Genomic DNA, 23,399 nt, shown 5'->3' on the forward strand with positions numbered 1-23,399 from the left:
TCCCTTCCCTCCCCGTCCGTTCAGGTCCGCCTCTCGCGCAGCGCCAGCACGGCGCCCAGCACGACGAGGCCGTAGATGATGTCGCGCACGGCACTGGGCAGCGTCGTCCCTGCGAGCAGCGTCGAGAGGGCGGTGAGCAGCAGCACGCCGCCCAGCATCCCGAGATAGTGCCCGCGCCCGCCCGTGATCAGCGTGCCGCCGACCACCACCACCGCGATCGAGGGCAGGAGATACTCGTCGCCCATGCCGAGGCTGGCCTGGCCGCTGAAGCCCGCGAGCATGATGCCCACGAGTGCCGCGCAAAAACCCGAGAGCGCGTAGACGCCGATCAGCGTGCCCCCGACGCCGACCCCGCTCAGCTTCGCGACCAGCGGGCTGTTGCCCACGGCATAGACCCGCCGGCCGAAGCTGGTGCGGTTCAGGAGCAGCAGCGCCGCCGCCACGAAGACGACGACGAACCAGATCACGGGTGTGACACCCACGAGCCTTCCGGTCATGAACCAGCGCATGGCGGGCGAGGCGAAGCCGTCGGGCGTGCCGTTGCTGTAGACCAGAGCGGCCCCCTGCAGGATGCCGTTCATGGCGAGCGTCATGACGATCGGCGGCAGGCCGAGCAGCACGATCCCGGCCCCGTTCAGCGCCCCCAGGCCCGTGCCCAGTGCCAGGCCGAGCGGGATCGCCCACAAGGCCGCCACGTCGGAGCCCCGGACCAGCCCCGCCACCAGGATGCCGCACAGCCCGATCATCCAGGGCAGCGACAGGTCGAGCCCGCCCGTGAGGATCGCCGCCCCCTGCCCCAGCGCCAGCACGACCAGGAACGAGGCCAGCACGATCAGCGCGTCGAAGTAGCCCGGGTTGGTCAGCGTGTTGCCGTAGACCAGATGCGTCGCCAGCAGCACCAGGACGAAGCCCGCATAGGCCGGCAGGATGTAGCGCAGCCGCTCGCGATGCCGCTCGAGCCAGCCGGCCGCCGGCACCTCCGCGCCCGGCTCCTTCGTGTGCGGCAGGACGAACCGCGTCGGGGCACCGGGATGGGCGACCGGCAGCGTGCGATCGCGCCGCGCCCGCAGCTTCAGCCGAGCGAGGCGCAGATAGCCGGCCAGCGGCGAGTGCCGGCTCAAGGACGCGCCGAGCACCGCCAGGATCAGGATCGCCCCTTCGGCGACCGAGCTGTAGTAGGCGGAGACGTTGAGCACGAGCAGGATGTTGACGACGATCATCAGCGTGTAGGCGCCGACGATCGAGCCGATCGCCCCGCCGCGCCCGCCGCCCAGGAGCGTGCCGCCCAAGACCACGGCCGCGAATATCTGGAGCAGCAGCGGCCGTCCGACCAGCGGGTCGGCCGAGCCGGTCTGGGCCGAGACGAAGGCGCCCGCCGCCCCGTAGAACAGGCCGGCCACGACATAGGCCAGAAACTCCACCTTTCGCGTCGGCACGCCCGCGGCCCTGGCCGCGTCCTCGTCGCTGCCGACGGCATAGAGCCCGACCCCGAAGCGCGAGTTCTTGAGCAGGAGCCAGAACGCCGCCGCCGCGAGCAGCACCACGATCGCCGAGGGCAGCACGCCCGGGATGGCATCGCCGGCGAGCACGGCCGAGAACTCGGGCGCGATCATGCCGCCCGGCTTGTCCATGATCAGGAGCGTGATGCCCTGGACGATGAACATCGTCGAGAGCGTCACCACGATCGGCTGCAGCCGCACGACCGCCACGAAAAAGCCGTTCACGGCCCCCACCGCCGCCCCGATCCCGAGCGCCGCCACGCCCAGCAGCACCTGGCTCGCGAGGTCCGGCCCCATGAAGCCCGCGAGCACCACGTTGACGAGCGCGACCACGGCCCCGGCCGAGAGGTCGAACCCGCCGGTCAGCACCACGACGGTCTGCCCCATCGCGGCCAGTGCCAGCGTGGCGCCGCCCGAGGACATGAAGCTGAGCTCGAAATAGCTGAACGGCCCCGGCGTGATCGCGTCCACGGTCGCGAACAGGGCCGCGAACACGGCAAGGGCGATCAGGAGCCCGCGATGGCGCGAGAGCCAGACGCGCCCGCGGCGCGGGCGTGCGGACGGCGCGGTTCCGAGGATGGCGGTGCTCATGCGGCCCGCACCTCGCTCCGCTCGCCCAAGGCGGCGCGCATGATCGCCTCCTCGTCGATCGCCTCGCCCACGAGCTCGGCCGCGATCCGGCCCTGGTACATGACGAGCACCCTCTCGCAGAGGTTCACGAGCTCCGGGATCTCGGTCGAGTAGAACAGGATCGCCGCTCCCGCGTCGGCGAGCCGGCGCATGAGGAGATAGAGCTGGTGCTTGGTGCCGATGTCGACCCCGCGCGTGGGATCGAACATCAGAAGGATGCGGCTGCCGGCGAGCAGCCATTTCGCGATCGCGATCTTCTGCTGGTTGCCGCCGCTGAACGCACCGGCCCGCGTGTAGAGCGCGCGGGGTGCGATCTCGACCTCGCGTAAAATCTCGGCCACGGCCGCGGTCTCGGCCGCCGTGTCGATCAGGCCCGCGCGCGCGAAGCGGTCGATCACGGGCAAGGAGACGTTGAACCGCCCGTCGAGCTCGAGGAACAGGCCCTCGGTCTTGCGGTCCTCGGGAACCAGGCTGATGCCGACCGCGGCGCGCACGGCATCTTTGGGCGAGGCCAGGGTCACGGCTCTGCCGTCGACCCGGATCTCGCCTTTCGTGAGCGGCGCCATACCGAAGCAGGCGAGGAACAGGTCCTGCTGGCCCATGCCCTGGAGCCCGGCCACGCCCAGGATCTCGCCGGACCGAAGCGCGAAGCTCGCCTCCTCGAGCCTGCCATCGGTCGCGATGCCGCGCGCCTCCAGCGCCGGCGGCACGGCCACAGCGCCTGCCCGCGCTCTCGGCTTCGGCGGGAAGGTGGCGGCGAGCGAGCGGCCGATGATCATCCGGATCACCTCGTCGTCGCCCACGTCGGCGACCTCGGCCGTGCCGACGTCCTTGCCGTTGCGGAGCACGGTGAGCCGGTCGCAGAACCGGCGCACCTCGGGCATGCGGTGCGAGATGAAGACGACCGTGACCCCTTCGTTCCGCATCCGCTCGATGAGCCCGCCCAGCCAGTCAATGTCGCGGCCCGAGAGGGTGGAGGTCGGCTCGTCGAGAAGCAGGATGCGGGGCCTCCTGAACACGGCGCGCGCGATCTCGATCTTCTGCCGCTCCGGCAGCTCGAGGTCGCGCACTTCCGCCCGCGGATCGATCCCGCCGAGCCCCAGCCGTTCGAGATGCTCCGTCACGAGCCGCTCGCCCTGGTACCGCCTGAGCTGGCCCAGCGGCCCCGTGGGGGCATTGGGCAGCAGCAGGTTCTCGGCGACGGTGAGGTCCTTGACGAGCGTCATCTCCTGGAACGCGGTCTGTACGCCGAGGCGGTGCGCGTCCGCCGGCGATCCCAGCCGGACGGCCGCGCCGAAGAGGCGGAGCGAGCCCCGATCGGGCCGGATCAGCCCGGAAAGGAGCTTCACCATCGTCGACTTGCCGGCCCCGTTCTCGCCCAGGAGCGCGTGGACTTCGCCCCGGCTCACGGCGAAGGAAGCCCCGTCCAGCGCCACCGTGGCGCCGTAGGCCTTCCTGACCTGCTCGACCTCGAGCGCGTCGCCGCTCGCCGCCATCGCCCGACCTTCCAGGGGAAAGAGGGTGCGGGAGGGGCTATCCCTCCCGCCTGCTCCAGGCCGTGCGCCGGCCTCAGTACTCGGGCTGACCGACCAGTGCCGCCTGCAGCCCGATCTCCGGTGTTTCGGGCGAGTAGATCGAGGCGAACCAGCCGGGGTTGGTGACGATCGCGGGCTGGAACACGTTGCAGCCCGCGGCCATCTCCTGCCAGGTGCCCTCCTTGCAGAGCTTGACCGTCTCGTTGGTGACGACCGGCAGCGGCAGGGTGGTGTGCTTTTCGATCTCCTTGCCCTCGAGCTTCTGCACCGCGAGCTTGAGGGCAAGGCCGCCGGAATAGGGCGGCGAGGCATAAGAGATGCGGGGCGCTCCCATCGGCGCGTAGGTGCCGTTCGCCCCTTCCACCTCCGTGCCCGCCGGCAGCATCTGGATGCGCCCGCCGTTCGCTCCCTCGCCGGCGCAGGGCTTGAGCCGCTCGGGCTTGATGCCGGCCTCGATCTGCATCGTGTTGGCGGTGTAGCAGCCGACCTGCAGCCAGAGCCCGTCGATCTGGTCCCAGGAACGGGTGGCGAGCATCTTGGAGAGCTCGGTTCTCGCCACTGCCTGGCTCCACATGCCGGGCGCTTCGGCCACGATCCTGATGTCGGGATACCTGGCGAACACCTCCTTCGCCGCTTTCGTGCGCAGGGTGTCCACCGACGTGCCGGGCACGCCCGTGAGCATGACGATGTTGCCCTTGCCGTTCAGCGTCTTCGCCAGCCATTCGGCGGTGACGCGGCCCGCCTCCTCCTGGTCGATGGTGACGTTGTAGGCGCAGGGCTCGGTGATCTCGGCATCGTAGGCGATGATGGTCACACCCTTGTTGCAGGCGTTCTTGACCACCTGGTTCAACGCCGTCGGCGAGATCGGGTAGACCACGATCGCCTGCGCCCCCGCCTGGACCATCGAGTTGATCTGCTGGATCTGGCGCTGGGCGTTGGGGCCGGCGACCTGGATCTGCAGGTCGACCTTGTCCTTCATGTCCTTGCTCGCCGCCATGGCCTTCACCATGTTGGCGGCCTCGGCCTGCCAGTCGTTGCCGATGTAGCTCATCGACAGGAAGATCTTGAACTTCCCGGCGGCGTGACCGTCGCCTGCACCGACGAGCAGCCCCAGAGCCGCGGCACCGGCGGCCAGCACGTGTTTGCGCATCCTTCTTGCCTCCCCGATCGGCGGCGCTGCGATTGACGCCCGACCGTTTTTGATCATAGATCACACATCGAAGATCACGCAACAGGGTTTCCGGCGCGGAGGCGGGATGGCGGCGAAGCGAGGGGGTGCCACGGCCCTGGCCGGCGATGCGGCGGCGCGGCCGCTGCCCTATCGCCCGGTGGCGCGCGCGACCGTGCAGGACCAGGTGCATCGCCAGCTCGAGGCGCTGATTCTCGACGGCGAGATCGAGCCCGGTGCGACCGTGACCATCCAGGGCCTCGCCGAGGCGTTCGGGGTCAGCGCCATGCCGGTGCGCGAGGCGCTGCACCGGCTCACGGCGGCGGGTGCCCTCACCGTCGTCGCCGGCCGCTCGGTCGGCATCCCGCCCTTGAGCGTCGAGCGGCTCATGGACCTGAAGCGCGTGCGGGTCGAGGTCGAGGGTCTCGCCGCCGAGTGGGCCGCGGCACGCTGCACACCTGCCCTGCTCGCCCGCCTCGACGCGCTGATCGCCGAGATGGAGAGCAGCACGGCCGAGGCCGACCGCCGCTCGTTCGTCCCGGCCAACCGCGAGTTCCACTTCGCGATCTACCGTGCGGCGGGCTCGGAGACCCTGATGTCGCTCATCGAGCCTTTGTGGCTGCGGATCGGCCCCTATCTCGGGCTCTTACGCGGCTCCGGCAACTGGCGCACGGCGAACCGCCAGCACCGCCTGATCCGCGACGCGCTCGCCCGCGGCGACGGCAGCGCCGCGCGCGCGGCGCTGCGCGCCGACATCGAGGAGGCGGCCCTGATCCTGGCACGGCTGCTCGAGGGCTGACCGGCAGCGCGACGCTCCTGCCCCGCCATGCCGGAGGCACATCGGCTCAAGGCAGAGGAGGCGTCGCGAGCATCTCGCTCCTCACGGTCGTGCCGTAAGGGGTGGTCGGCAGCAGCGACTGGTGGACGAGCTTGTGCAGCGGGTTCGGGTCGTCGTGATCGAACGACCAGGCGGCCCAGCCGATGCCGCGCTGCCGGGTGAAGCTCAACAGATCGACGACATCGGCCATGGTCATAGGGTCGAACGGTCCGAATTCGCCGACGAAGACGGGCAGTCCGGCATCGTGGGCACGGCCGAAGAGCCGTTGGAAATCCGAGCTGGGATTGTAGGGATGGGAGTTGTAGACGATGTTCTCCCTCCTGACGGGATCGTCGATGGCGCCGGTGAGATCGCGCGACCAGTCGGTCCCCGGCACCATGATCAGCGGCACGTGCGGCGCCGCAGCCGTCCGGACGGCATCGACCATGTCCTCGAACAGAGGGCGCAGCGTGGCCCAATCGACATCGTGCGGCTCGACCTGCAGGGAATAAAGGACATGCGATCGGCCGCGATAGCGGGCGGCGAGCTTCGCTAACGCCCGGGCGGCACGGTCGTCCGGCATCTCCGGCTGCTCGCCGTTGATGCCGTAGGAGCGGAACGACAACATGAGATAGATACGGCTGCGCGCCGTTAACGACACGTACTCGTCCAACATGCCGAGATATTGCGGGTTGTCGGCATCGACCGGATCGGCGGCAAATCCTCTGACGCAGATGTTGCCGTTCCAGCTTCCGGACAGGGCAGGTATCGCCCGCCGCTCCCATTCCATATCCATCCCCCATTGCGCCACCCATTCCGAATGCATGATGTTGGCGCCGCGCAGGAGCACGACCTGACGGCTACCGGCCGTCACGATCCGATTCCCGGCCGTCGCCAGCCAGGGAATGCCGTTGGCGGGCGGCAGCGCGCCGCCGTACCCGACCTTCCCCGTGCCCAGCGCCGCGGCGCTGCCCGCGATCAGGGCGAGTGCGCGACGGCGCGTGAGCCCCACCCGGCCGGCTGTTCTGGAGGATGCGGTTTCCGTTCTGGCCATGGGATCTTTCCTGCGCTGGGCCTTTCGTCACGGATATGACGAAAGGCTGGGCAGCCGCTGTGAACTGTTTCACGAGCCGCCCGATCGAGCAGAGACAGGCGCCGGCTTGCCGGACGGTTCCGGAAAGCCGTCTTGTCATGCATGCTCCGGCACGAGAGAATGTCCGACCCGATCACGGGCCGAAGAGGATGCGATGGCACGGCAGGGCGGCTACCGCCGGCTCGTCGGGCTCGCGCTGGGCACGCTGCTGTGGCCGGTCGCGGGCGCGGCCGAGGTGGCGACCGACGGCACGCTCGGGCCCAGGCTGCGCCTTGCCGGTCCGGAGGTGACGATCCCCGCCCGGCTCGGCCAGACCCGCGGCCAAAACCTGTTCCACAGCTTCGCCCGCTTCGGGGTCGAAGAGGGGCAGCGGGTCACCTTCACCGGGCCTTCGGGGCTCAGGAACGTCATCGGCCGGGTCACCGGCGGCGAGCCCTCGTCCATCGACGGCACCCTGCGCTCCAAGGTTCCCGGCGCCGATCTGTGGCTGCTCAATCCCGCGGGCATCCTGTTCGGCCCCGATGCCCGGCTGGCGGTGCAGGGCTCGTTCCATGCCAGCACCGCCGACGAGCTGCGCTTTGCCGACGGGGCGGTGTTCAGCGCGCGTGCGCCGGGCGGGAGCGTGCTCTCGGTGGCGGCGCCACAGGCGTTCGGGTTTCTGGGTGCGAGGCCGGCGCCGATCACGGTCGACCGGAGCGTGCTCGCCGTGCCGCAAGGCCAGGCCCTTTCGCTCATCGGCGGCGACGTCACGATCACGGCCCGGAACCAAGGTGCAGCCAGCGGGAGCTCGGCCGGCATGCTGCAGGCGGTGGCGGGGCGGATCACCCTGGCGGCCCTGGGCGGCTCCGGAGCCGTCGCCGTCGCCACGGGCCGGGCCAGTGGCGACGTGTCCGGTGACATCCGCCTGACCGACCAGGCGCTGGTCGACGCCAGCGGCGACGGCGGCGGCACGGTGCGCATCCGCGGCGGCAGACTCGCGGTCGAGAACCGGTCCTTCATCTTCGCCGACAACCACGGCCCGACCGACGCCGCCGGCGGGATCACGATCGAGGCCGGAGGGGTCACGGTCGCCGCCGGATCGAAGATCACCGGCGATGCTTTCGGCACGGGCAGCGCCGGCACGTTGACGGTTCTGGCCAGCACCGTCGAGCTTCGCGACGGTGCCATCGGCAGCACCACCACCGGGGCAGGCGATGCCGGGTCGGTCACGGTCGAGGTCGGGCACCTGCTCGCCGCCGGTGGGCCGAGCCCGTTTCTCGCCGGTCTCACCAGCGAGGCCGGCGAAGGCGCCACCGGCCGGTCCGGCCGGGTGACGGTCCGGGCCGACACGATCGCGCTGCGCGACAGGGGCGTGATCGCGACCTCCACGGCCGGGTCGGGCGAGGCCGGACCGGTCACGGTCGAGGCCGGCACCATCGAGCTCCGCACCGGCAGCACGATCAGCAGCGCCACGGCCGCATCGGGTGATGCCGGCGAGATCGCGGTCACCGCCACCGGCCGCCTCGCCGTCATCGGCGATGTCTCGCCGCGTTCCGGCACCGGGATCTCCAGCGACGTCGGCGACGGCGCCACCGGCAATGCCGGGCGGGTGACGGTCCGGGCCGGCAGCCTCGAGCTGCGCGACACCGGCCTGATCAGCAGCTCCACCTCCGGGCTAGGCGATGCCGGCGAGGTGGCCGTCACCGCCGCCGGCCACATCGCCATCCTCGGCGACGTCGCGGCACCCTACCCCGCCGGCATCACGAGCCAGGCCGGCGACGGCGCCACCGGCAATGCCGGGCGGGTGACGGTCCGCGCCGACAGCATCGAGATCCTCGACAGGGCGGCCATCAGCAGCTCCACCTTCGGGCCGGGCAATGCCGGCGAGGTCGTGGTCGTCACCGCCGGCCGGCTCGCCGTCGTCGGCGACGATGCGGCGCCCTACGCCGCCGGCATCACGAGCCAGACCTTCTCCGGCGCCGGCGGCCCGACCGGCGCCGGCGGCCGGATAACGGTCCGGGCCGGCAGCCTCGAGCTGCGCGACACCGGCCTGATCAGCACCTCCACCGGCGGTGCGGGCGATGCCGGCGAGATCGTGGTCACGGCCGGCTCCCTGAACATCGTCGGCGCCCCTTCGTCGTCCGGCACCGCCGGCATCACGAGCCAGGCCGTCGACGGCGCCACCGGCGATGCCGGGCGGGTGACGGTCCGCGCCGACGCCATCACGCTTCTCGGCATGGCGGGCATCAGCAGCTCCACCTTCGGGCCGGGCGATGCCGGCGAGATCGCGGTCACCGCCGGCCGGCTCACCGTCGTCGGCGACGATGCGGCCCTCTACCCTGCCGGCATCACGAGCCAGGCTTTCCCCGACAGCAGCGGCCTCGCCGGCGCCGGCGGGCGGGTGACGGTCCGGGCCGGCAGCCTCGAGCTGCGCGACACCGGCGAGATCAGCAGCTCGACCGGCGGTGCGGGCAAGGCGGGCGAGGTGACGGTCGACGCCGGCACCCTGGAGATCGATCACACCGGCCAGATCAGCAGCGCCACCTTCGGGCCGGGCGACGCCGGCGAGGTGCGCGTCGCCGCCGGGCGCATGATCGTGGCGAACGAAGGTGCCGTGGAGACGAATAGTGACGGCGCCGGGCAGGCCGGGGACGTGTCGGTCCGAGCGGGGCGGCTGACGGTGCGCGACGGCGGCCTGATCGGCTCGTCCGGCACCGGCAGCGGTCCGGCCGGCAACGTCAGCATCGAGGCCGACACGCTGACGGTGGAGGATGCGGGCATTCGCACCGCCGGCGCCGGCAGCCGCGGCGGGACGATCGCGGCCAGTGCCTCGGACCTGATCGGGCTCGAGGACGCGGAGGTGACGGCGAGCGGGATCACGCCCAAGGCGGGCCGGAGCGTGATCACGCTCGCAGCCCCCCTGATCGCGGTCGACCGCAGCCGGGTAACGGCGCTGACCGGGACCGGCGCGCCGCTCGCGGGCAGCGGGCTGGTGCGGCTGTTCGGCGGCACCACCGTGCTCTCGTTCGACAGCTTGGTCGCCGGCAGTTCGGGGGTGAGCATCACCGGGCTCGAAAGCGCGCTCGGCTCGCGGCTGGTGGTGCCGCAGGGGGTGTTCCTGAATGCCGGCGAGCTGCTGCGGGCGAGCTGCGCCGCGCGGCGGACGGCCGCGGCCAGCAGCTTCACGGCGATGGGCCGCGGCGGGCTGCCGCGCGATCCGGCGGCAGCGCTCCCCGGCGCTCATGCCCGGGCCGCGGCAACCGGCCGGGCCGGGCCGGTGCTCGCCGCCCGCTTCGCCGAGGGCTGCAGGGCGGACGGGGGCGGCTAGGACCATCCGTCCGGCGGCGGGAACGCGATGCCGGCAGAGGTCGTTGCGCAACCTCGTGCTGCGGCAAAGTTGCCTCTTTTCGCTTTGCATGCGTATCGCCTGAATTAATGCAAGATCCGGCGGGTTCGCAGCTGTTCGAAGCTTGGCAACCTTTAGTCTACACGGCTTCATGGCTGCGCGCCGCCCGCGACAATGGACGGACGAATGCCGATAAGGACACGAGCCGGCGGTGCCGCGGCCGGTCAGGGAGATACGCGCCTGGGTTGGATGCGCTGGCGGGCGGCGGCACGGAGGTCCGCCCATTCCGCTCCTGAGCCTTTCTTCGGCGCTGCGCTCGGCGCGGGCGCGCTGCTCCTGCTCGCCCTGGCTCTCCTGGCCGGCAGCGCCTTGACCGCGAACGTCACCCTGACGCGGCTGCGCGATCATCGCGCGGAGATGGTCCGGAGCAATGCCATTCTGCGCGGGCTGGCCGAGCTGGAGGCCCATATCCGGCGGGCCGAGACCGGACAGCGCGGCTACATCCTCACCGGCGAGCGCCGCTATCTCGTTCCCTACGAGCAGGCCATCGGCCGGATCCGGGCCGACCTCGACCGGCTTCGCGGGCTCGTGCGGCACCCGGCGCAGATCGCCCGCCTGCAGGAGCTGACATCTCTGATCGACGCCGAGCTCGCCGAGCTGGCCCGGGTGGTGGCGCTGCGGGCACAGAGCTTCGATGCGGCCCTGGCGGCGATGCGCACCGATCTCGGCCAGAAGCTGATGGAGGAGATCGCGGCCGCGATCGAGAGGATGACCGCAGTCGGGCAGGAGTTGCTGGCCGAACGGGCGGCGCACGAGGAGGCGTCGGCAGCCCGGATCGCCCGCATGACGGCGCTCCAGGGTGTCCTGGCCATGGCCAGCGCACTCTTCGGTGTGATCCTCCTCGCGCGTCGGCGCGTGCAGGCGCGCATGCTGGACAGCGAGGCGCGGCTGCGGGCGGTGGTCGATACCGCCGCGGATGGCATCCTCACCATCGACGAGCGCGGCACCATCGAGACCGCCAACCCTGCCGTGGCCAAGCTCTTCGGCTATGCGCCTGCGGAGCTGATCGGGCGGAACGTGCGCGTGCTGATGCCCGAACCCTACCGCACCGCACACGACGGCTACCTCGAGCGCTACTGCCGGACCGGGGAGCGGCGGGTCATCGGCATCGGCCGCGAGGTCCTGGGCCTGCGCAAGGACGGCAGCACCTTTCCCATCGAGCTCGCCGTGACCGAGACACGGGTGGCCGGCAAGCGCCTGTTCACCGGGATCGTGCGTGATATCACCGAGCGCAAGCGGGCCGAGGCGGCGCTGGCCCGAAGCGAGGCGCGGCTGCGCGCCGAGCTCGCCGCGAGCGAGGCGCGCTACCAGCGCCTGGTCGACACCAGTCCCGACCCGATCCTGATCCACGAGATGGACGGGCGGATCGTCTACCTGAACCCCGCCTACATGCGCCTGCACGGTGCTACGCGCGTCGAGCAGCTCCTCGGCCGTCCGCTGTTCGAGCTGGTCCACCCTGCCGACCATCACCTCATCCGGGAATACCAGGGTCGGATCGCGGCCGAGGGCGGCACGCAGCCGCCGATCGAGGTAAGAACGCGCCGGCTCGACGGCAGCGAGGTTCCGGTCGAGGCGCACCCGACCCCGATCACCTGGGGCGAGCGGCGTGCCGCCCTCGTCGTCCTGCGCGACGTCACCGAGCGCAAGCAGGCCGAGGCACGGCAGGCGCTGCTGCGGCGCGAGCTGAACCACCGGGTCAAGAACATCCTCGCCGTGGTGCAGAGCGTGGCGCTGATGACCGGCAAGGGTGCCGAGACGGTCGGCGCGTTCCTGCAGGCGTTCGACGGCCGCCTGCAAGCGCTCGCAGGGGCCAACGAGCTGCTGGTGCGCGACGGCTGGCAGGCGACCGGCCTCGCCGCCCTGCTGCGGCAGGCGCTGCTGCCGCACGGCCTGGAGGAGGGGCGGTTCGCGCTGCGCGTCGCGAGCCTGCCCGTGAGCGCCGCGCTGGCGCAGGACCTGGCGCTGGCGCTGCACGAGCTCGCGACCAACGCCGTCAAGTATGGTGCCCTCTCGGTGCCGGAGGGCCGGGTGGTGATCGAGGCCGGACCGGTCGAGGACGGCACGGCCCTGCGGCTGGTCTGGCGCGAGGAGGGTGGGCCGCCGGTCACGGCGCCTGCCCGGCAGGGCTTCGGCACCCGGCTCCTGGGCCAGCTCTTCGCCCGCCAACACGGCGGGAGCGTGACGCTGGACTGGCAGGCCCGGGGACTGGTCTGCCGGACCGAGGTGCCGCTCGCCGCAGCGGCCTGACAGACGAGGGGGAAAGCACACGCCATGAGACCGGGGCTCGCGCACGTCCTGATCATCGAGGACGATTTCCTGCTGGCCCTCGATCTGCAAGAACAGATGGAAGAACTCGGCTTCGCCTCTTTCGCCTTCGCGAGGGACGAGGCGCAGGCGGTGGCGGCGGCGCGACAGCAGCGCCCCGACCTGATCCTGGCCGACTACCGTCTCGCCAGCGGCACCGGCCTCGGCGCCGTACGCGCCATCCGCGCCGTCTGGGGCCGGGTGCCGGTGGTCTACGTCACCGGCAGTCCCGACCTGCTCGTCGGCGAGGCCGACCCGGTGGTGGTGAAGCCGTTCGCGCGGAATCGTCTCCACCGCGCCTGCGCCGCCGTGCTGCTTGCTCCCTACGACGCCGTGCCCGCCGACCAGTAGACCCTGCCGCCATGATCACGACCAGAAGCTCCCCTGCCCGTCGGGCCTGCCGCGCCTTCGGCTGCGGCAGCGGCCACCCGGTCCGTCTCGATCTCGGCGACTGCTTCGCCTACGCGCTCGTCGAGGCCACGGGCGAGCCGCTTCTGTTCAAGGGCGAGGACTTCCTCCACACCGGCATCGGGCCGGCGCTGGGCCGGTGAGCGCCGTTCAGGTCCCGGATCGCGCGAGCCGGTAGACCCCGCCGCCGATGTCGACGACGAGAAGCTCCCCCGCCTCGTCCTCGCCGAACGAGGCGATCCGCAAGCTCGTGTCCAGGAGCACGCCGGGCCGACCGCCCCTGAGTACCAAGATCTCGCCGCTGCAGAAGTCGGCGTGGACGTAAGCGCCCGCGAGCGCCGGCACGGCACGGCCGCGATAGACGTAGCCGCCCGTGACGGCACAGCGCCCGTCCGTGTGCGCGTAAACGGCGACCGGCAGCACGAGCCCGCGCCGGTCGCATCCCGTCGCCGGCGCGAAGCAGCGGTTCCCCTCCATGATTCGCCAGCCATAGTTGCCGCCGCGGCGGACGAGGTCGATCTCCTCGAGCCTCCGCTCGCCGACATCGCCGGCATAGAGCCGCCCGCTGGCACGGTCGAACGAGAAGCGCCACGGGTTGCGAAAGCCCAAGGCCCAGATCTCGCCGCGGCCGCCGCCGGCCGCGAACGGGTTGTCGGGCGGAATCGCGTAAGGGCTGCCGCGGTCGACGTCGAGGCGCAGGATCTTGCCCAGGAGCGAGGAGCGGTCCTGGGCCCGGTCGCCTGGATCGCCGTGGTCGCCGCCGTCGCCGAGCCCGACATAGAGCCGCCCGTCCGGGCCGAAGGCGAGCATGCCGCCATTGTGGTCGGGGAAAGGCTGCGGCACGACCAGGAGCGCCCGTCCCGTGGGCAGTGCTCGATCCGGGTCGGCCGAGACCCGGTGCTCGGCGAGCACCGTGGCCCCGTCGGGCCGCCGCGTGTAGTTCACGAAGAAGCGCCCGTTGTCGCGAAAGCGCGGATGGAACGCGAGGCCCAGAAGCCCGCGCTCGCCGCCCGACAGGACGCGGCCGGAAAGGTCGAGGAACGGCCGCGGCTGCAGCGCGCCGTTCTTCACGAGACGCACGCGCCCGCCCTGCTCGACGACGAACAGCCGCCCGCTGCCATCCCCGGCATGGGTCGCGGACAGCGGTGCCGCGAGACCTCGCGTCGTCACCGGCACGAGGCGGATCGCCGGGACCTCGCCTGCGATGGGCCGCTCGGCCGCGCGCGGCGCGGCGGCCGTCGTCGTGCCGGCCAGCATGGCGAGGGCGAGCGCCACCCGCAACGAGTGCATGACCATGGATCGCTTCCCCCGTCTTCCTCGACCCGGGAGCCGGCACGGCCCCCGGGGGCGGGCGTGAGCCATCCACGAACCTTCGCCCTGGTCGCGGGCCAGGGTCAACGCCCCCGCGGCCCGCGGCGCCCCTGCTGACGGTCCGGTGTCGCGGACGAAGAGGCCGCGGCGAAATTCACGGCGAGAAATCCTGCGCGCCTCGTGTCGCCCCGCCATCGAACCGCTGCGGGAATCGCTGCATTGACCCGGCAGCCGCCGGCGAGCAGAGTCCCGAATCCGGAGAGACCCGGACCGATCCACGACGGGAGGCATGCCATGTCGACGAGCACCGGCCACGACGCGAACGCCTGCTGTGGCCCCGGCTATGCCTCGCCCGAAGCGGCGATGCGAGCACCACGCGAGAAGCTGCTCTACGTCATCGGCCTCTACACGGGCACCAGGGTCGACGCACCCGACTATCTCGCCACCGTCGACGTCGACCCGGACAGCCCGACCTACGCGCAGGTGATCCATCGCCTCGAGATGCCGAACAAGGGCGACGAGCTGCATCATTTCGGTTGGAACGCCTGCAGCTCCTGCCACGGCGACGCCAGCGCCGAGCGCCGGTTCCTGATCGTGCCGGGCTTCCGCTCCAGCCGGATCCACATCGTCGATACCGGCGAGCCGAGAGCGCCCAGGCTGCACAAGGTGGTCGAGCCCGAGGAGGTGATCGGCAGGACCGGGCTGACCGCGCCGCACACCGTCCACTGCCTCGGCAAGGAGATCATCGTCTCCATGCTCGGCGACGCGGAGGGCGAAGGGCCGGGCGGCTTCCTCACCATGAATCAGGACTTCGAGGTCACCGGCCGCTGGGAGGCCGGGCTCGACGGCATGAAGTACAATTACGACTTCTGGTACCAGCCGCGGCACAACGTGATGGTATCGAGCGAGTTCGGCGCCCCCAACGCTTATTATCCCGGCTTCAGGCTCGAGGACGTGCAGGCCGGGCGCTATGGCCAGCGGCTCCATTTCTGGAACTTCCGCGACCGGCGCATCGAGCGGACCTTCGATCTCGGCGCCGACGGCCTGGTGCCGCTGGAGGTCCGCTTCCACCACGATCCGGACAGCTCGCACGGCTATGTCGGCGTGGCGCTGAGCTCGAACGTCTATCACTGGCACAAGAACGACGGCGGCTGGCAGCTCGACAAGGTGATCCAGGAAGAGCCCGCCGAGCTCGCGGGCTGGCCGATTCCCGTGCCGCCGCTGATCACCGACATCCTGCTGTCGATGGACGACCGGTTCATGTATTTCTCGAACTGGCTGCACGGCGATCTGCGCCAGTACGACATCACCGATCCGGCACGACCCAGGCTGACGGGCCAGGTCTGGATCGGCGGGCTGCTCGGCAGGGGCAGGGAGGTGAACGGCCGTGCCATCGCCGGCGGGCCGCAGATGCTGCAACTCTCGCTCGACGGCAAGCGGCTCTACTGCACGACCAGCCTGCTGTCGAGCTGGGACAACCAGTTCTATCCCGAGCTCGACGAACGCGGCTCGTGCCTCCTGCAGATCGACTGCGACACCGAGAACGGCGGCATGCGCATCAATCCCGCCTTCTTCGTCGACTTCGGCAAGGAGCCGAGAGGGCCGGCGCGGGCGCATGAGATGCGTTATCCGGGCGGGGACTGCACGTCCGACATCTGGCTCTGAAGCGGCATGGGCACGCCTGCCGCAGCCGCGCCCGTGCTCGCGGTGACCGTGAGCACGCCCTAGCCCGTCCCCTGCCTCGCAAGGCACGCCCGGCTCGCCTCGTGCAGCGGGCGGAGTGCCGGGTAGCCCTTGCGGTAGACCTCTTCGACCAGGCAGCCGTAGAGCGCCGCCCAGGCCGGATCGGGACGCACCTCGCGCTCGGCCCGGCGCAGGCCGGCGCGCATCTCGTCCCGGCCGGCGTAGATGCCCGCCCCGATCCCGGCGAGGCAGGCGGCACCCAGCGCCACGGCTTCCGGCATGTCGAGCACGGCGAGCGGCCGGTTCCAGGTCGCGGCCTTGATCCGCAGGTAGAGATCGTTGCGGCTGCCGCCGCCGATCACCCGGATCTCCTCGGGCCCGGCACTCGCGACCAGCGACTGCATGGCTTCCGCGCAGAGCCGCGCGTCGGCCGCGATCCCTTCGAGCAGGGCGCGGAACAGGCAGCCGCGCGTCGTGTCGGTGCTGAGGCCGAAGAAGGCACCGCGCGCCTGGCCGTCCGGGTGCGGCGGCGTGCCGAGGCGCAGATGCGGCAGGAACCCCGTTCCCAGGCTGCCGACCGGCGCCGCCTCGGCCTCGGCCACCAGCGTCTCGTAAGGTGCGCCGGCGGCGATGGCGCGACGGAACCACTCGACCGCCCCTCCGGCCGTGAACAGCCCGCCCACCACGTACCAGCACGGGCGGTCGACGACGATCACCCCTTGCGAGAGCCCGCGCCGGGCGAGCTCCCGGTCCATGACCGGCCGCTCGACCGCCCGCAAGAGCGCTTCGGTCGTGCCGAGCGAGTTCAGGAGCACGCCGGGCCGGAGCGCGTCGGCGGCGAGCGCCCCCACCACGTGGTCGTGCCCGCCCACCGCCACGACGCAGTCGGGGGCGAGCCCCGTCGCGGTCGCGGCCTCGGGCAGGAGCCGGCCCAGCGCTTCGCCGCTGCGGGCGAGCGGCGCCATCAGGCCGGGGTCGATCCCGACCGCGTGCAGGAGGTCCTCGGCCCAGCGGGTGCGCGCGAGATCGTAGGCGAAGGTGCGGCAGGCGAGGCTGTGGTCGGTCGCTGCCACCCCGCAGAAGCGCCAGGCGAGATAGTCGGCGACGTTGAGCCAGCGGCGGGTGCGCGCGAACGCTTCCGGCGCGTTCTCCTGAAGCCAGAGCAGCTTCAGAAGGCCGAAGATCGGCTCCGCCGCGAGGCCCGAGATCTCGAACAGGCGCTCGGCCCCGATTTTCGCGACGAGCCGATCGAGCTGGGGCCGTGCGCGCTTGTCGAACCAGGCGATGGCGGGAAAGGTCGGCCGGCCCGCGGCATCGAGCGGCACGGCGGTCTCGGCCATGCTGGCGATGGCGAGCCCGCGCACCCGGCCCGGATCGTCGAGTTGCGCCACCGCGGCGCGGATGGCGGCGATGCAGCTCCGCCACAGCGCCTCGGGCTCGTACTCGGCCCATTCCGGCTGCGGGTAGATGACGGGCGTGGGCTCGCTCGCCGCCGCCACCACCCTGCCATCCGGGGCGGCGATCACCGCCTTCGTGTTGGTGGTACCGGCGTCGATGCCAAGCAGAAGAGGGTCCGACCCGCGCATGGTCGTGAGGCCGCCCCGCCGGTCAGCGCAGAACCTCCTCCGTGATCTCGAGATCCTGCTCGAGGCTGCGCTTCGGCGCGATGCCGGCCTTCTGGAGCGCGCCGTGATAGGCCTTCACCGCCTCCGCCGGCGTCGCCTCGCCGTCCACGACCCGGCGCATGAGGGCGACCAGCGCCAGCGGGTCCTCGGCGAGGTTGATCTTGCGCCCGAACAGCACGAGCCGCCCGCCGTAGCGCTTGGTCGCCAGCAGGAGCTCGAACGTGTCGCGCGTGGTGCCGGCACTCCCGCCCAGAATGCCCACGATCAGGGACGGATCGTAGGCGACCAGCTCCTCCAGCGCCTTCGGGCCGTTGTAGGCGATCTTCAGGAACTGCGGCCGCGCCGCGAGCGGGACACCGGCGAGCGCGTGCGCGATCGAATCGTTGACGAACGCACCGACCTCGGCCCGGCTCAGCCTGTCGCTGCCGACATTGGGGTTGAACACCTCGAGAAAGTGACGGAAGCCCCACTCCTCGGCCTCGATCCGGAACTGCCGGTAGGCCTCGAGCGCCTCGCGGTCGCGGTCGGCGTCGTTGACGAAGGTGACGGAGTAGAGGCCGAGATCGGTCAGGGTCGCGGGCGTGCCTTTGCGCACGTCGCTCCTGCCGTACATCATGTGCGGCACGGTCGCGGTGCGGAAGGGGCGCGAGGCGGTGGCGGCATAGGTGCCGTGGCGCACGTTCCAGATGTCGGTCGTGTCGTTCGCGCGCACCGCCGTGCCGACGCGGCTGCCCTCGAAGGCTCCCTCGCGCTGCAGGAGCTCGAGGTTCGAGACCGAGGTCAGCATCAGGTCGACCACGTCCTGGGCGACGAGCGCTTTCACCATGGCGAGGAACTCGGCGCGCGAGCGGAAGCGGCCCTCGCTGCCGGCCTTGGGGCCCATCGCCGGCACGCCGCCGCCCATGTCGGGATCGGCCGCATCGCAGATGAGGAAATCGTCGCTCCCCGTGGGATCTTTCCTGATCCGTGCGAGCTTCTCGTCCATCCGACTGGTCATGGCTCGGCCTCCCCTGCCCCGTTCCGCATCGATGGACCCGCGATACCAGCCTTTGCCCGCGCGCGCAGCAAGTTCTCCCATGCCCGATCGGTACCGCCGCCATGCGCTGCCGGCGGCTCCGCGGGACGGCCCGGGGCGGCAGCCCTTCAACCCGCCGGCGGACGGCGCTAGAGACGGCAGCGGAACGGCGGCCAGGAGGAGGGTGTCATGATCGCAGCCGGATATACGCCGACGGGACGGCGCTGGGTGGAGCAGGCGAGCCACCGCGCCCGGCTCCTGGCCGAGGCCGAGGCTTTGCTCGACTTCTACCAGTTCACCGCGATCGACCCCGCAGGCGGCTTCTTCGAGCTCGACGACGACGGCCGCCCGCTCCGTGTCGGCGCCGCCTCCGCCCCACCGCCGGGCAAGGGGCTCCACGTCACCACCCGCATGGTGCACTGCTTCTCCATCGCCTGGCTCATGGGCCGCCCCGGCGCCGACCGGCTGATCGACCACGGGATGCGCTTTCTCTGGCAGGGCCACCGCGACCCGACCCACGGCGGCTATTTCTGGGTCGCGGGCCACGACGGCCCGGTCGATCCCACCAAGCAGGCCTACGGCCACGCCTTCGTCCTGCTCGCCGCCGCGAGTGCCAAGGTCGCGGGCCATCCCGACGCCGACCGGCTGCTGGCCGACGTCACGGCCGTCCTCGCGGACCGGTTCTGGGAGGAGCGCCACGGCGCCGCCGCCGAGGCGTTCACGCCCGACTGGCAGCCCTTGGGCCCCTATCGCGGCCAGAACGCCAACATGCACCTGACCGAGGCGCTGATGGCGGCCTTCGAGGCCACGGACGAGAGCACCTATCTCGAGAAGGCGGAGCGCATCGCCGACCTTCTGATCCGCCGCATCACCGGCCCCAACGGCTGGCGGCTGCCCGAGCACTTCGACGCCGAGTGGCGGATCGACTGGGAGTACGACGGCAACCCGATGTTCCGCCCCTACGGCACCACGCCCGGCCACTGGCTGGAATGGAGCCGGCTCCTCCTCCAGCTCTGGGAGCTCGGCGGCCGCAGGCTCGACTGGCTGCCCGATGCCGCCCGCAACCTGTTCCGTCAGGCCGTGCAGGACGCCTGGGACCCCAGAACGGGCGGCTTCTACTACACGCTCGACTGGCAGGGCCGCCCGCGCGTGCGCGACCGCTACTGGTGGCCGGTCACGGAAGCGATCGGTGCTGCCGCCTTCCTCGGCGCCATCGACCGCGACCCGTTCCACGAGGGCTGGTATCGCCGTCTGTGGAGCTGGGCCGCGGACCATCTGATCGACCGCGAGCGCGGCGGCTGGCGTCACCAGCTCGACGACGATCTGTTGCCGACCACGGGCCCCTTCTTCGGCAAGCCCGACCTCTACCACGCCTTCCAGGCCTGCCTGATTCCGCTCCTGCCCACGACCGGCAGCATCACCCGCGGCCTCGTGACGGAGGGGCTGCATCTGTGAGGTCGCGGGGCGGGCCGCAGCCGCTCCCGCCACGGCAGCCGGACGAAGTGCCGGTTCCGAACCGTGGATCGGCCGCCGTCGCCGCGCGCGAGCTTGGGATATTTATCCTGCCGGTTTCGCCCTGGAGCCCGTCGTGACGAAATATGCCCAATTGAGCGGCTCGCGGCAGCCTGATATCGTGTGACGATGTTTCGATCGGATCCGAAACGACGTCGATACAGCGCCAAGATATACTGTCTTATGTAAGGATAGAGTGGATGAAAAAAGCGGTCGTCGGCCTTGCCGTCACATTTTCGACGCTGACGGCGACCATCGATGCTCGCGCCCAGGAGGAGCGCGCCTTCGATCCCGATCTCGGCGTGCTGAGCACCGGCAGGATGCTCAAGGCGCCCAAGGCCGCGCGGACGTTCTCGCCCTCCTCGCCGGGACGCGTCGTGCCGGGCCAGGCTCTCGACGCCCTCGCCAACTTCAAGGCGCGCAGCGAGTCCGCGGCGGAGGCCGCCGCCAAGACACACCTGAAGCCGGTCACCGCTCCCGTCGGGCGGGAAACGATCATCGGCGCCGACACCCGGACGCGGGTCAGTCCGACCACCAGCTACCCGGCACGGGCGACCGTGCTGATCACCTTCTCCGACGGCCGCTGCACCGGCTGGCTGATCAACGCCAACACCGTCGTCACCGCCGGCCACTGCATCCATCCGGGAGGATCCGGCGGCGCGTTCTACCCGACCTCGAGCTACCGCGTCTCCCCCGGCTACAACGGCACGTCCGCCCCTTACGGCTCCTGCACGGCACGCTGGACCGTGACGACCAACGGCTGGGCCGCGAACGGCGACGACCGGTACGACTACGGCGCCATCAGGCTGAATTGCCAGATCGGCCGGACGACCGGCTGGTACGGGTTCTTCTGGACGGCGACGACGCTCACCGGCCTGCCGACCGTGATCAACGGCTATCCCGGCGACAAGCCCCTGACCCAGTGGCGCAGCACGGATCTGGTGCGGCTCACCCAGGCGCAGCGCCTCTTCTACCAGAACGACACGACCGGCGGCATGAGCGGCTCGCCCGTCTACTACAACCGTTCCGGCTGCGGCGTCTGCGCGATGGCGGTGCACACCTACGGCCTCTACGGCAGCCCGCCGTTCAGCACCAATAACCACGGCACGCGCATCACGCGGGCCGTGTACGACAACCTGGTCGCCTGGCAGAACGCGCCCTGACGGGAGCGGACGGGGCTCGGCCTTCCTCGCGAAAGCCGTTCGCCCGCAGCCACGCGCCGGAGGCGATCTCGTCGACGGTGCCTTGCGCCGACCGCCCGATCATCGCCGCGGCTTCGCGCTCGGCCACGTCGAGCCGCCAGCCATTCGTTCACGAAGTCGCGGAGACGGCATGGAACGCCCCCCGCCCGTTGCCGTCGCCGATCTGACGGATTCCCGTTCTTGCGGTCGCAGCCATGAATGCTCCCGTACCCTTTGCATTTCTCATGATGTCCCTACGGACCCATTCACGTCGGACCCCACTACAAGGAAGCGAAGGCACGGGCCGCGCCCGCGGTCTTGCATGGCCGCAGCTTGCGACTATCTCGATAAGCCGAGACGGAGCAAGGACTTGGTCTCTGCTTCGTCCGAGGTCCACGATGTCTCGGCGCTGATGGAGGTATCCATGTCGAACGGCTGGAACGTCCTGTCGCGTCAGTGGCAGGATGCGGTGAACACGGTGCTCGGCGTCTGGCTCGTGGTGTCGCCCTGGGTCCTGGGCTACGCCACGGCGACGACGCCGGCCTGGAACGCCTGGGTGCTGGGCGTGGTGATCGCGGTGACCGGGATCGCGGCGCTCACGGCCTTCCATCGCTGGGAGGAGTGGGTGAACGCGGTGCTCGGGGCCTGGCTCGTCGTCTCGCCGTGGCTTCTCGGCTTCACGGGTCTGACCGCGGCGCTCTGGAACCAGATCGTGGTCGGGATCGTCGTCGCCGGGCTGGCGATCTGGCGGGCCATGGCGATCGACGGGCGGACGATCGCCAGCACCTGAGCCCGGCACCCCGATCCCGGTGCCGCCGCGGAACCGGAGAGGCGGCGCCGGGATCGCAGCTCAGCTGCAGGCCGCTCCCACCCAAGGGGCCTCGACCTTTGGCACCCGCGTCATGTCGAACAGCATGCCGACCGTCCCCGGCGCGACGAGGTTGACGTACTCCCAGACGATCTCGCTCCGGCCGGCGCCGTCGCGCGCGAGCTCGATGATCGTGCCGTCCTGCGGCGAGAGCGCCAGGATGTTGCCGTTGGGCAGGTGTTGCACCTTGCCGGCGACCGGCGTGTAGAACGGCTCCTCCGGCGAGCCCTGGAAGGACCACGTCACCCGGTGCGTCGCCGGATCGATCGCCAGCACCCGGCTCGGGCCGAGCTGTGGCGGCGTGCCCGAGATCCGGTTGTCGAACACGACGATGCGGCCGTCCGGCGTGAAGTCCGGGTCGTGCTGGCCGTAGAACGGCCCGGTCATGCTCCATTTCACCTGCCGCGTCTCGCCGTCCAGCACGACGAGCGTCTGCAGGTTGCGCAGGCTCACGAGGAGATCCCCCGCCTTGAACATCGGAAACGCCGCCGCGATCTCGGGCCGGAGCATCTCGACGTCGTTCATGTGCAAGGGATCGTTCTCGGCCATGGCATAGCTCGAGCCGCGGCCCGCGAACAGGAGCCCTTCCCAGCCGCTCTTGTAGAGCGTGTCGATGATCGAGAACTCCTCGAGCACCCGTCCGTCCTCGAGCGAAATCCGGAGCACGGTCTGGTCGTCGAAGTAGCCCGAAGGCCCGAGCCGCAGGCGTGGCCAGGCCGGGTTGGGTCGCGTGTGCCGGATCGTGCCGGGGGCCAGGATCTCGCCGTCGGGCAGGACGTGCAGGGTATGGTGCGCCGCGATCCGCTTCGCCCAGACCACGCGCGAGCAGGCGTCGATCCGGGCCACGACGTAGCCGCCGATGCTCGCCACCACGTCGCCGTTGGGCAGAAGCTCCGCGCCGTGGGTGGTCGCGTCCTCGTCCGCCATCGGCGGCGCCGTGTAGCCGGCGGCGCGCCAGATCTCGGGCAAGAGCAGCTTCCAGTGGTGCAGCACCGTGCCGTCCATGGCGAGGAGATCGGCACCGAACGCTCCGTCCCGATACTGGGTCACGAAGGTGTCGCCGGCCCAGACGCGTGCCGGCTCGTGCACCGGCAGTCGGCTCTGCCGCCCGGTCGGCTGCAGCCAGCGCGAGCGCACGCCGAGATAGTGCCGCCAGTTCTCCTCCCAGTCGCGGCCCGCCTCGGCCGCGGCCTCGATGATGTCGTGGGGGAAGAGCCGCAGCTTGCCGACGGCGAGGCCGTAACCGAACACCATGAGGGCGGCGCCGAAGGCGAAGACGATCTTCTCGGCGTTCCGCCGCAGGGCACTCAACATGAGAACCGACCGAGCGCTCGAATTCGTGTTGCCCACGGCACCGCTTCGGCA

The 23,399-nt window shown here is 71.0% G+C and carries 17 protein-coding genes; 9 read left to right on the forward strand and 8 right to left on the reverse strand.

Translation table 11 applies throughout. The annotated features are described in order from the left end of the window. Positions 1 to 20: 20 nt before the first annotated feature. The 3 genes from U1T56_RS12245 to U1T56_RS12255 form a co-directional block, all read right to left on the reverse strand. Positions 21 to 2,090, reverse strand: coding sequence for an ABC transporter permease subunit (locus U1T56_RS12245; protein ID WP_418159763.1), 2,070 nt, complete (start codon positions 2,088 to 2,090; stop codon positions 21 to 23). Further along, a complete protein-coding gene (locus U1T56_RS12250) occupies positions 2,087 to 3,625 on the reverse strand; it encodes a sugar ABC transporter ATP-binding protein (RefSeq protein WP_418159764.1) in 1,539 nt (512 codons plus the stop codon). Before U1T56_RS12250 ends, U1T56_RS12245 begins: the two co-directional genes overlap by 4 nt. 73 nt (positions 3,626 to 3,698) lie before the next feature. Next, positions 3,699 to 4,814, reverse strand: a complete 1,116-nt coding sequence (locus U1T56_RS12255) for a sugar ABC transporter substrate-binding protein (protein WP_418159765.1) — start codon at positions 4,812 to 4,814, stop codon at positions 3,699 to 3,701. 106 nt (positions 4,815 to 4,920) lie between these two features. On the opposite strand from U1T56_RS12255, the gene U1T56_RS12260 reads away from it, so the two are divergent. Beyond that, positions 4,921 to 5,631 (forward strand): GntR family transcriptional regulator, encoded by a 711-nt coding sequence (locus U1T56_RS12260; RefSeq protein ID WP_418159766.1) that lies wholly within the window; start codon positions 4,921 to 4,923, stop codon positions 5,629 to 5,631. A gap of 46 nt (positions 5,632 to 5,677) precedes the next feature. On the opposite strand, the gene U1T56_RS12265 is transcribed toward U1T56_RS12260, so the two are convergent. Beyond that, the gene (locus U1T56_RS12265) at positions 5,678 to 6,499 is read right to left on the reverse strand and encodes a glycoside hydrolase family 5 protein (protein ID WP_418159767.1); all 822 of its coding nucleotides are present in this window, start codon (positions 6,497 to 6,499) and stop codon (positions 5,678 to 5,680) included. Between the two features lie 397 nt (positions 6,500 to 6,896). Between U1T56_RS12265 and U1T56_RS12270 the strand changes: the two genes are divergently transcribed. From U1T56_RS12270 to U1T56_RS12285, 4 genes are all read left to right on the forward strand, one after another. After that, entirely contained in the window at positions 6,897 to 10,049 is a 3,153-nt protein-coding gene (locus U1T56_RS12270; RefSeq protein ID WP_418159768.1) for a two-partner secretion domain-containing protein, read from the forward strand. Between the two features lie 267 nt (positions 10,050 to 10,316). Then, positions 10,317 to 12,374, forward strand: a complete 2,058-nt coding sequence (locus U1T56_RS12275; RefSeq protein ID WP_418159769.1) for a PAS domain S-box protein — start codon at positions 10,317 to 10,319, stop codon at positions 12,372 to 12,374. A 24-nt stretch (positions 12,375 to 12,398) separates the two neighbouring features. Then, on the forward strand, positions 12,399 to 12,782 hold the full coding sequence (locus U1T56_RS12280; protein ID WP_418159770.1) for a response regulator: 384 nt from the start codon (positions 12,399 to 12,401) through the stop codon (positions 12,780 to 12,782). Positions 12,783 to 12,793: 11 nt separating this feature from the next. Further along, positions 12,794 to 12,982, forward strand: a complete 189-nt coding sequence (locus U1T56_RS12285; protein WP_418159771.1) for a hypothetical protein — start codon at positions 12,794 to 12,796, stop codon at positions 12,980 to 12,982. Positions 12,983 to 12,989: 7 nt separating this feature from the next. Here U1T56_RS12285 and U1T56_RS12290 read toward each other — a convergent pair whose 3' ends face one another. Continuing rightward, positions 12,990 to 14,135, reverse strand: a complete 1,146-nt coding sequence (locus U1T56_RS12290) for a PQQ-dependent sugar dehydrogenase (RefSeq protein WP_418159772.1) — start codon at positions 14,133 to 14,135, stop codon at positions 12,990 to 12,992. A gap of 309 nt (positions 14,136 to 14,444) precedes the next feature. Here U1T56_RS12290 and U1T56_RS12295 point away from each other — a divergent pair, with 309 nt between their 5' ends. After that, a complete protein-coding gene (locus U1T56_RS12295; RefSeq protein WP_418159773.1) occupies positions 14,445 to 15,815 on the forward strand; it encodes a selenium-binding family protein in 1,371 nt (456 codons plus the stop codon). A gap of 59 nt (positions 15,816 to 15,874) precedes the next feature. Here U1T56_RS12295 and U1T56_RS12300 read toward each other — a convergent pair whose 3' ends face one another. After that, positions 15,875 to 17,419 carry an FGGY-family carbohydrate kinase gene (locus tag U1T56_RS12300; protein WP_418159774.1) on the reverse strand — a complete coding sequence of 515 codons (1,545 nt, stop codon included), beginning with the start codon at positions 17,417 to 17,419 and terminating at the stop codon, positions 15,875 to 15,877. A 22-nt stretch (positions 17,420 to 17,441) separates the two neighbouring features. Continuing rightward, complete coding sequence (locus U1T56_RS12305; protein WP_418159775.1) at positions 17,442 to 18,455, reverse strand: hypothetical protein; 1,014 nt, start codon at positions 18,453 to 18,455, stop codon at positions 17,442 to 17,444. 207 nt (positions 18,456 to 18,662) lie between these two features. Here U1T56_RS12305 and U1T56_RS12310 point away from each other — a divergent pair, with 207 nt between their 5' ends. The 3 genes from U1T56_RS12310 to U1T56_RS12320 all read left to right on the forward strand — a co-directional run bounded on the left by U1T56_RS12310 (position 18,663) and on the right by U1T56_RS12320 (position 21,956). Then, entirely contained in the window at positions 18,663 to 19,928 is a 1,266-nt protein-coding gene (locus tag U1T56_RS12310) for an AGE family epimerase/isomerase (protein ID WP_418159776.1), read from the forward strand. Positions 19,929 to 20,185: 257 nt separating this feature from the next. Further along, on the forward strand, positions 20,186 to 21,148 hold the full coding sequence (locus U1T56_RS12315; RefSeq protein ID WP_418159777.1) for a trypsin-like serine peptidase: 963 nt from the start codon (positions 20,186 to 20,188) through the stop codon (positions 21,146 to 21,148). Between the two features lie 388 nt (positions 21,149 to 21,536). Next, positions 21,537 to 21,956: an SPW repeat protein gene (locus U1T56_RS12320; RefSeq protein WP_418159778.1), complete on the forward strand. Its 420-nt coding sequence runs from the start codon at positions 21,537 to 21,539 to the stop codon at positions 21,954 to 21,956. A 60-nt stretch (positions 21,957 to 22,016) separates the two neighbouring features. Here the strand turns inward: U1T56_RS12320 and U1T56_RS12325 are convergent, their stop codons facing one another. Further along, the gene (locus tag U1T56_RS12325; protein WP_418159779.1) at positions 22,017 to 23,348 is read right to left on the reverse strand and encodes an arylsulfotransferase family protein; all 1,332 of its coding nucleotides are present in this window, start codon (positions 23,346 to 23,348) and stop codon (positions 22,017 to 22,019) included. Positions 23,349 to 23,399 lie beyond the last annotated feature (51 nt).

The sequence above is a fragment of the Benzoatithermus flavus genome (genome assembly GCF_037908215.1).
Taxonomy (GTDB): Bacteria; Pseudomonadota; Alphaproteobacteria; order Geminicoccales; family Geminicoccaceae; genus Benzoatithermus; species Benzoatithermus flavus.

Bases quoted from the DNA above. Each gene is read 5' to 3' on its own strand.
- U1T56_RS12310 (WP_418159776.1), top strand. From the start codon at position 18,663: ATGATCGCAGCCGGATATACGCCGACGGGACGGCGCTGGGTGGAGCAG.
- U1T56_RS12295 (WP_418159773.1), top strand. From the start codon at position 14,445: ATGTCGACGAGCACCGGCCACGACGCGAACGCCTGCTGTGGCCCCGGC.
- U1T56_RS12325 (WP_418159779.1), bottom strand. From the start codon at position 23,348: ATGTTGAGTGCCCTGCGGCGGAACGCCGAGAAGATCGTCTTCGCCTTC.
- U1T56_RS12260 (WP_418159766.1), top strand. From the start codon at position 4,921: ATGGCGGCGAAGCGAGGGGGTGCCACGGCCCTGGCCGGCGATGCGGCG.
- U1T56_RS12245 (WP_418159763.1), bottom strand. From the start codon at position 2,090: ATGAGCACCGCCATCCTCGGAACCGCGCCGTCCGCACGCCCGCGCCGC.
- U1T56_RS12280 (WP_418159770.1), top strand. From the start codon at position 12,399: ATGAGACCGGGGCTCGCGCACGTCCTGATCATCGAGGACGATTTCCTG.
- U1T56_RS12270 (WP_418159768.1), top strand. From the start codon at position 6,897: ATGGCACGGCAGGGCGGCTACCGCCGGCTCGTCGGGCTCGCGCTGGGC.
- U1T56_RS12250 (WP_418159764.1), bottom strand. From the start codon at position 3,625: ATGGCGGCGAGCGGCGACGCGCTCGAGGTCGAGCAGGTCAGGAAGGCC.
- U1T56_RS12285 (WP_418159771.1), top strand. From the start codon at position 12,794: ATGATCACGACCAGAAGCTCCCCTGCCCGTCGGGCCTGCCGCGCCTTC.
- U1T56_RS12255 (WP_418159765.1), bottom strand. From the start codon at position 4,814: ATGCGCAAACACGTGCTGGCCGCCGGTGCCGCGGCTCTGGGGCTGCTC.
- U1T56_RS12290 (WP_418159772.1), bottom strand. From the start codon at position 14,135: ATGGTCATGCACTCGTTGCGGGTGGCGCTCGCCCTCGCCATGCTGGCC.
- U1T56_RS12300 (WP_418159774.1), bottom strand. From the start codon at position 17,419: ATGCGCGGGTCGGACCCTCTTCTGCTTGGCATCGACGCCGGTACCACC.
- U1T56_RS12275 (WP_418159769.1), top strand. From the start codon at position 10,317: ATGCGCTGGCGGGCGGCGGCACGGAGGTCCGCCCATTCCGCTCCTGAG.
- U1T56_RS12315 (WP_418159777.1), top strand. From the start codon at position 20,186: ATGAAAAAAGCGGTCGTCGGCCTTGCCGTCACATTTTCGACGCTGACG.
- U1T56_RS12305 (WP_418159775.1), bottom strand. From the start codon at position 18,455: ATGACCAGTCGGATGGACGAGAAGCTCGCACGGATCAGGAAAGATCCC.